Source organism: uncultured Empedobacter sp. (assembly GCF_937930195.1).
In the GTDB taxonomy this organism is placed as follows: Bacteria; Bacteroidota; Bacteroidia; order Flavobacteriales; family Weeksellaceae; genus Empedobacter; species Empedobacter stercoris.
On record NZ_CALGVK010000149.1, the window covers coordinates 1 to 8,346 of the forward strand.

Genomic DNA, 8,346 nt, shown 5'->3' on the forward strand with positions numbered 1-8,346 from the left:
ATTCATCAAGATGCTTGGATTTTTTTAGGAAATTACACAGAAGATGTAACAGAAACATATAAAGTACAAAAGGAAGGAAACGGAGTTTTCTTTATGGTAGTAGAAGGTGAAGTGGAGTTTGATGGAAATACATTAGCAAGAAGAGATGTTGTTGAGATACAAGATGTAAATGAGTTTACGTTTAATGTATCGAAAGGATCACGATTAATGTTCATTGAAGTTCCAATGAAGATTTAAAATTTTTTTCATGTTTTAGTTGTTTTATATTAAAAGCAGATTTCGTTTTGGGAGTCTGCTTTTTTTTTGTTCAAAAAAAAACTATTCAATACAAGTATTTAGTATATTTACTGCTGATAAAACTTTAACTTAAAACGTATTAATCCATACTATATGAAACGTTTATTCATCATTGTCTCTTTCGCTTTAATGATTATCAGTTGTAAGAATGATAACATCGAAATAGATTCTTCTTCAGCGCAAACTTTTAGCGAGACAGTAGACAAAATCTCGAAAGCATTACCTGTTATGCAACAAGATAAGTTTAAAGAAGCCTTACAAATTATTTTTGAGTATAACACAAGTCCAACCATGGATAATGAAGCTCGTTGGGGAATTGTTCGTACGTTGTTAGATGGAAAAACGGTTGATGAAGTTTTTGATATTGCAGAGAAAGTAGCTTTACAGAATAAGTTTACTTGGAATAGAAATCAAGTTCCTTTGGTGAATGGAATTCCAAAGCCAGAAGCGGTAGAAGTTATAGAAACGCCAACAGAACCAACTTCAAATGTTCAGCGTTTTGATTTTAGTGTAAAACAAGATGATACGGGTATTTCTATATCGCCGTTTTTTTATAATGCGCAAGGAGAAGAAATTCAATTGGATCAAGCTGTAACAGCAACTGTAGAAGTTTTTAATTCTGGTAATATTGTGTATACTTTCCGTTCTACGATTGATCCAAATTCATTGGATGATTTATACAGAAAGAATACAATTACGATTAAATATGCTTCTTTGGATGCTTCAAAGATAAAGAATGATCGTTTAGATATTTTAGTTCGTATTCCTAATTCTGAACGTTATTTAACCAATCGTAAGGCGGTAAAAGTGCCAATTAATTTGATTGGTGCAGTAGTTGTAGATTCTGTTTCTTTAGAAGATGTGCCTATTGATGTAAGTAAAGAAGCAGGAATGGTGAAGTCTTTGTCGAATCGTTTTATGACAAATTTATCGAAGAAAAATTATTCTGGCGCTTTTGCTTTAACAAGAAATGGAGAATGGAATACCTATCAAAAATTTTCTTCTGATGAAGGCATTAAAAATTTAGAGCAAGCAACAATAAAAGATGCAAAAGTTTTAGATGCTGATGAAAAAGTAGCTTTAGTAGAAGTGCAAGCGAACTTAAAAGATCAATCTTCTAAAACGTATCAAGTAACGTTAGAAAAGATCAATAACAAATGGTTTGTGGTTAATTTTAAATAAGTTTAAACCTTTGTAAACATAAAAAAAGCGTTCAATAGCTGAACGCTTTTCTTGTTTTATAATATAAATGATTATTGACCATTTGCTTCTTTAGCAGCGTCAGCTTTCATTTTTTCATTTGCTGTAATCGCAATCTCAACACGACGGTTTTGAGCACGTCCTTCTGCAGTTGAATTGTCTGCGATTGGTTCTTCTAAACCTTTCCCTTTTGATGTTAAACGAGAAGAAGATATTCCTTTTACAACTAAATAATCTTTTACAGATTGTGCACGTTTCTGTGATAATGGTAAGTTATATCCTTGCGAACCTACGTTATCTGTGTGTCCAACGATTAATAAATCTGTATCAGGATATTCGTTGAAAACTTCTACCAATTTATCTAAATTCGATTTAGCAACAGCAGTTAAAGAAGCTTTATTATATTCGAAAGTAACTTTAGATTTTTCATCTAAAATTAGGTTAATTCCTTCTTCTGTTCTTACAACTTCAGCACCTGGTAAAACTTCTTCAATTTTTTGTGCTTGTTTATCCATATTATTACCAATAACACCACCAGCGGCTCCACCAACTGCAGCACCTATTACAGCACCTAAAGCAGTGTTACCACCTTTACCAATATTATTTCCTAAGATACCACCAATCACAGCTCCACCAACAGCACCAATACCAGCACCTTTTTGAGTGTTATTTGCGTTTTGTACTGCTGTACAAGAAGACATGATAAATGAACCTCCTAATACGATTGCAGTTATTTTTGTATTTATTTTTTTCATAATTTCTAAATTTTTTAAATTGTTGATTAACGTTGGAAGTTATAAATTACTTGTGCAATTTTACCATTTGCATTAATATCTTGTACTAATCTCATCGAATTTGCATCAACATAATCTACACGCATTTTGTATCCAGCTGTATTTTGTTTGGCCTTGATTCCTGTTACATCTTTGAAAATAAAATAAGTTGTAGAGCCATCTTGTTGTAAATTCCAAATAATGTTTGCTGTTCCTGAAGGACAATCTCCACCTGCGTTATTAAATGTATACGTTCCTTTTTTATTGTTTTGGACCAAGTTCCAAGTAGAACCTTCGTAACATTCTGGATTTGCAGTATCAAAAACTCTTGAAACGGCATCCGTAACTTTTACATTACCCTGAACTTCATTCGTTGTTAGACCTTCGTAGTCAACATTTGTTAATGTCCATGTTCCTCTCACTTCTTTACCTGTTTCAATTTCTTGTTTTGCAACAGTTGTAGATGCACAAGAAGTTAAGAATGCAGAAGCGCATATTCCAAATAATAAAATATTTTTTTTCATAGCTATTTATTTTATTTATGATTATAGTTCAAAAAATGGCTTTTATAAATTAGTTTTCTCTAATTTATTTAATAAAAAGGTCATAATGCTCAATTGGCTTATAAAAGATAGCTTAAAAGAGCTTATTTTAATTTTCGGCTTTGATTACATAGATTAAAGAAGAATATTCTCCCGTTTTCTTTGCTTTCGCATTTGATTTTAAACCAACTCTAATAGCGTTCAAAAAACCTAATTTATTTCCTTTATATTTTTCAGAAAGTAGACTCACATAAAACGAATCTAATTTCATCGGATGAGTAGATTCAATTTTCATACCAAAGTTGTTAAAAAGTTTATGCATGCTTGTTGCAGAGAAATGCCACAGGTGTCTAGGTACATCATAAGCTGCCCAATATTTTCCGTAATAAGCTGCGTCGTATGATTGATGATTTGGTACAGCAATTATTAATCGACCATTTTCGTTTAGATGTTTTTTTAACAAATGAATGATTTCATTCAAATTTGGAATATGTTCTAAAACATGCCACAGCGTTATGATATCATATTTCTGATTATTCTGTTCTAATTCTGTAGAAGTAACTTTTTCAACTCCAATTTTAGATTGAGCAATTCTACGCGCAGAGTCGTTTGGTTCCATGCCTAAAACATCGTAACCATTTTTTTGTAAATGTTCTAAAAAGTCTCCAACTCCGCAGCCGTAATCCAATATCTTTTTACCTGTTGAAATATTCCGAATCAATTCTAATTTGTTGTTCAGATTGATTGATTTTGCTATTTGGTAAAAACGTTCGAAAATAGATTTTTTTCCATCGGTATGGGAAATATAGTTTTTACTTTCGTAATATTTACCCAAATTTTCGATAGGCTGGGGGAGAGTATATAAAACGCCTGTTTTGGAATCTTCAAACAATTCGAAGTTTTCTCCAGTTAAAAAATAATCGTTTAAATCTAATTTCTTAATACCAGAAAATCCTTCAAAAGAAGGATTTTCTTGAGATGTTTCACGTGGAACATTTTCCATATTATCTTCCCATGTAAATTAATAATACACTAATATCTGCTGGTGATACACCACTAATTCTTGAAGCTTGAGCAACAGTAGCTGGTTTTATTTTTGCCAATTTTTGGCGTGCTTCGATAGACATTGATCCAAAAATACTGTAATCCGTATCAGCTGGAATTTTAAGATTTTCTAATCGATGCAACTTGTCAGCATTCTGTTGTTCTTTTTTGATGTATCCTTTATATTTTATTTGAATTTCTGTTTGTTCTAATTCTTCGTCATCATATTCATTAGAATCAATATATTCTTTCACACGGTTTAATTTTGTGAAATCAGAAAGCTTTAATTCCGGACGAGAAATAACAGAAATCATTTTATTTGGTTGCTTCAATGGAGTCCCATTTCGTTCTTCTATTACCTCATTTATTTCTTGAGGTTTGATCGAATTTTCTTCGAAATAGTGAACAAGTTTTTCAGCTTTATCAAACTTTTCTTCCATTCTTTTCAAACGATCTTCAGAAGCTAAACCAATGTCAAAAGCCTTTCTTGTCAAACGTTCATCTGCATTATCTTGTCTCAATAAGATTCGATATTCAGCTCGAGAAGTGAACATGCGATAAGGTTCTTCTGTTCCTTTTGTAATCAAATCATCGATTAAAACACCAATATATGCTTCGTTACGGTTTAAGATAAACGGATCTTTTTCTTGAATTTTCAACACTGCATTTATTCCCGCCATTAATCCTTGAGATGCTGCCTCTTCATAACCAGTTGTTCCGTTTATTTGACCTGCACAATACAAGTTATCAATCAACTTTGTTTCTAACGTATGTTTTAATTGTGTTGGTGGAAAATAATCATATTCGATGGCATAGCCAGGGCGTAAAATTTTTGCATATTCAAAACCAGGTACAGATCGTAAAGCTCTTGCTTGAATATCATCAGGTAACGATGTCGAAAATCCATTTATATAGAATTCCATTGTATGCCAACCTTCAGGTTCTGCAAATATTTGGTGACGATCTTTGTCTGCAAAACGGTTAATTTTATCTTCTATCGATGGACAGTATCTTGGTCCAGTTGATTTGATTGTACCGTTAAACATTGGAGAACGATCGAATCCTTCGCGTAATAAATCGTGTACTTCTTGATTGGTATAGGTAATCCAACAAGAGCGTTGTTTGGTTAATTTTGGCGTATTGGTATACGAAAATTTAGACGGGTTTTCATCTCCTGGTTGCTCAATCATTTTCGAATAATCAATTGATCGACCATCAACACGTGGAGGTGTTCCTGTTTTCATTCGGCCAGCTTCGAAACCTAAATCAACGAGTTGTTCTGTTATCCCGAATGCTGCAGATTCTCCCATACGTCCACCTCCAAATTGTTTTTCTCCGATATGGATCAAACCATTTAGGAAAGTTCCATTTGTTAAGATAACAGTTTTAGAACGAATTTTCATTCCCATCGCTGTAATCACTCCACAAACTTTACCATTCTCTACGATTAAGTTTTTAACCATATCCTGAAAGAAATCAACATTCTCTGTTCTTTCTAATGATAAGCGCCATTCTTCGGCAAAACGCATGCGGTCAGATTGAGCTCGTGGTGACCACATCGCAGGACCTTTTGATTGATTCAACATTTTGAATTGAATCATCGTTTTATCTGTAATAATACCTGAGTATCCACCCAAAGCATCTATCTCGCGAACGATTTGTCCTTTTGCAATTCCACCCATAGCAGGATTACAAGACATTTGTGCGATTGTTTGTAAGTTCATTGTAACAAGGAGTGTTTTAGCTCCTAAATTGGCAGCTGCAGCTGTTGCTTCAGCACCAGCGTGACCACCACCTACTACAATTACATCATATTCTGATTGAAATATCATTTGATTTGTAAACTTATTTTTCTTGTTAAAATAATAAATGTTCCACGTGGAACATTATGAATTTAGATAGTGACTAAACGTTTCTAAATAGTAATTTTCTTTTGTAGTCATCAATTCTTTTTCTTCTGGTTCTTTATCCATATAACCAGCGAAATGTAATATTCCATGAATCACAACACGAGCCAATTCATTCTCAAAAGAGACATTATTCTGCTCTGCATTATCTTTTATTCTTTCGATACTAATAAAAATATCACCCATCAATTCGTCTTCAATAGAATTATCGAAACCGATAACATCTGTATAATAATCGTGATCCAAATATTGTCGATTAATTTGAAGTAAGTATTCATCATCACAGAAAATATAGTTTAAATCTTCTATTGTTTTTCCTTCATTTCGCATACTCTCTACGATCCAATCTATCCAAGTTTGAGCATCTTTTAACTCAAAATCTGTTTCGTAAAATAATTCTATCATTGTTCTAAAACCAGTAACCTAAACTTAAATTAAATAATCCTTTTTTGGTATAAGGCGAATAACTCCAAATGAAATTTAAAGGTCCTAATGGACTATCGTAGCCATAGGTAACGCCATATCCAAGATATTTGTAATCGGTTAAACTTAATTGCTCAAATCTGTCGGTGATATTTGCGATATTCATAAACAGACTTGTGTAATGATTTTTCAAAATTCGAGCTTGCAAATGAGACCCAAATAACAATTGATTGTCGCCAATCGCAGAGCCAAAAGGAAGCCCATAAAACTTTGTGTAATTGAAAAAATCTTGTTCAACATAACCTCCAATATAAAATTTCTGAGGTATCGTTACATTATCGTTGAAAAAGGTTCCAAAGTTAGCAGTAAATCTGTAACTTAGGAAATTATTTAACGGAAAATTTGCCTCTAAACTTGATTCTAATAAATAGTTATTTTCGAATCCATTAACATTAGAATCAAATAAATACTTGAAACTTCCATCAAATTTTAAACCACTTCGTGCAAAATTAGCATTGTTTCGGTTATCTGCTTTGATGTAGCCATATGCTTTCCAATAATAACCTTCTGATTTTGCTGGAAAATCTTCGTTTTTCGTAATATAGTTGTTTGTAAAAACCTTCGTATATTGATGTTCTAAGCCAACACCAATCGCATATTTTTCTTTGATTGTAGATTGAATGTAGATTTGATTGATGTATTCTCTAAAATTGTAATTGACTTTTTTATAAATATTATCTTGACCAAAGAAGTTTCTGAGGTCAATTTCTTTATCAAAATAATGTGAAAAAGAGTTGAAACCAATACTTGGTAAATATCCATTGTCAATGAAAAAATTGATGTTATATCGAGCATAATCCCCAACGACAACATCAGCTGAAAGTACCGAGTTTTTGACAAATAAATTTTTAGACGTAAAGTTCAAAAGTAACCCTGTTTTGAATAAATCATCGTAATGTAATCCGAAACGAATTGATTGTTTGGTCTTATTTTCTTGAACTTTTAAGGTTAATAAATTTTCATCATCTTCGATTTCTGAAATTTTATACGTAATATTATTAAAGTTTCCTGAAGCATATAACTTCGAAATTCCAAATTTTAAATCATCGTATTTTATTATTTCGGGAGTTCGAATCCCTAATTTACCTTCTATGTAATTCTTGTTAAAATTTTTCAAACCTTCAACCTCGATATTTTTTACCAAAACATAATCATCCAATTTTATTTCATTTCTTTGAGTTTTGGATGCATGTTGTTTTTGAGCAATTTCTTTCAATTGATCAAACACTTTTTCTGAAGCGATAAGACCTCTGTTGTAGATGGAATCTACTTCATCAAAACTCGTCACAGAATATTCTTTCAATTCAGGTTTAATTAAAAGATCAACTAATTTCTTTTGTTCATCTGTTTTTTTAACGATGCTCATCGTCATAATTTGACTCAAAATATCAATCGCTGAATTGAGGTCTTCACCCTTTTGCAAACCATCTCCAAGCTCGACTCCGATAATGATATCGGCACCCATTTCTTTTACTTCTTTGACAGGGAAATTATTGACAACGCCGCCATCAACATAAATTTTTCCGTCAATTGTAACAGGATCCAACATGGTAGGATAAGCGCCAGAAGCTAAAATTACGCGAGGTAAAAATCCTGAACGAAACACTTTTTCTTCACCAGTTTCGAGATTTGTTCCAATGCAAACAAATGGTGTAGGAAGTTGATTGAAATCGTCGATATTGTGAACTGGGCGTAGTAGATATGTTAATAAATCTAATGGTCCTTGCCCTTTAGAAAAAGCATTTGGAATGGTTAGTTTGAACTTATCAAAAGGTAATTCTAAGATATACTTTTCTTTGTATGCTTTTTCAAAAAAAGGAATTTCTGCACGGTCTTTATTTTGTGTAATCAAAGAAGAAATATCCAGTTGATACATGATTTTTTGAAGTTCATCGGGAGTATAACCAGCCGCATATAAGCCGCCGATAATCGCTCCCATACTTGTTCCTCCAACATAGTCAATCTTAATTCCAGCTTCTTCTATTTTCTTTAAAGCGCCAACATGTGCATAACCTTTTGCGCCACCACCACTCAATACAACGCCAACTTTTAATCGTGTGGAATCGTTCTTCGTTTCTTGGGCAAAAGAAATGGTTGAAA

The 8,346-nt window shown here is 32.6% G+C and carries 7 protein-coding genes and 1 pseudogene; 2 read left to right on the top strand and 6 right to left on the bottom strand.

Annotated elements, in window-relative coordinates:
- Together Q0616_RS08545 and Q0616_RS08550 are read left to right on the top strand one after the other, a co-directional pair.
- Positions 1 to 237 (top strand): annotated as a pseudogene (locus Q0616_RS08545) (pirin family protein); the annotation flags it as partial.
- A 153-nt stretch (positions 238 to 390) separates the two neighbouring features.
- Positions 391 to 1,479: a DUF6694 family lipoprotein gene (locus tag Q0616_RS08550; RefSeq protein WP_171623387.1), complete on the top strand. Its 1,089-nt coding sequence runs from the start codon at positions 391 to 393 to the stop codon at positions 1,477 to 1,479.
- A gap of 71 nt (positions 1,480 to 1,550) precedes the next feature.
- Here Q0616_RS08550 and Q0616_RS08555 read toward each other — a convergent pair whose 3' ends face one another.
- From Q0616_RS08555 to Q0616_RS08580, 6 genes are all read right to left on the bottom strand, one after another.
- On the bottom strand, positions 1,551 to 2,252 hold the full coding sequence (locus tag Q0616_RS08555; protein WP_284582932.1) for an OmpA family protein: 702 nt from the start codon (positions 2,250 to 2,252) through the stop codon (positions 1,551 to 1,553).
- A gap of 26 nt (positions 2,253 to 2,278) precedes the next feature.
- A complete protein-coding gene (locus tag Q0616_RS08560; RefSeq protein ID WP_298776485.1) occupies positions 2,279 to 2,794 on the bottom strand; it encodes a lipocalin family protein in 516 nt (171 codons plus the stop codon).
- A gap of 127 nt (positions 2,795 to 2,921) precedes the next feature.
- A complete protein-coding gene (locus Q0616_RS08565; RefSeq protein WP_298776488.1) occupies positions 2,922 to 3,815 on the bottom strand; it encodes a class I SAM-dependent methyltransferase in 894 nt (297 codons plus the stop codon).
- 1 nt (position 3,816) lies between these two features.
- A complete protein-coding gene (gene mnmG, locus Q0616_RS08570) occupies positions 3,817 to 5,688 on the bottom strand; it encodes a tRNA uridine-5-carboxymethylaminomethyl(34) synthesis enzyme MnmG (RefSeq protein ID WP_225539534.1) in 1,872 nt (623 codons plus the stop codon).
- 54 nt (positions 5,689 to 5,742) lie between these two features.
- Positions 5,743 to 6,168: an rRNA maturation RNase YbeY gene (gene ybeY / locus Q0616_RS08575; protein ID WP_171622932.1), complete on the bottom strand. Its 426-nt coding sequence runs from the start codon at positions 6,166 to 6,168 to the stop codon at positions 5,743 to 5,745.
- Between the two features lie 4 nt (positions 6,169 to 6,172).
- Positions 6,173 to 8,346: patatin-like phospholipase family protein (locus Q0616_RS08580; RefSeq protein ID WP_298776492.1), on the bottom strand; the 2,174-nt coding region annotated here is incomplete at its 5' end.

Bases quoted from the DNA above. Each gene is read 5' to 3' on its own strand.
- Q0616_RS08560 (WP_298776485.1), bottom strand. From the start codon at position 2,794: ATGAAAAAAAATATTTTATTATTTGGAATATGCGCTTCTGCATTCTTA.
- Q0616_RS08555 (WP_284582932.1), bottom strand. From the start codon at position 2,252: ATGAAAAAAATAAATACAAAAATAACTGCAATCGTATTAGGAGGTTCA.
- ybeY (WP_171622932.1), bottom strand. From the start codon at position 6,168: ATGATAGAATTATTTTACGAAACAGATTTTGAGTTAAAAGATGCTCAA.
- mnmG (WP_225539534.1), bottom strand. From the start codon at position 5,688: ATGATATTTCAATCAGAATATGATGTAATTGTAGTAGGTGGTGGTCAC.
- Q0616_RS08550 (WP_171623387.1), top strand. From the start codon at position 391: ATGAAACGTTTATTCATCATTGTCTCTTTCGCTTTAATGATTATCAGT.
- Q0616_RS08565 (WP_298776488.1), bottom strand. From the start codon at position 3,815: ATGGAAAATGTTCCACGTGAAACATCTCAAGAAAATCCTTCTTTTGAA.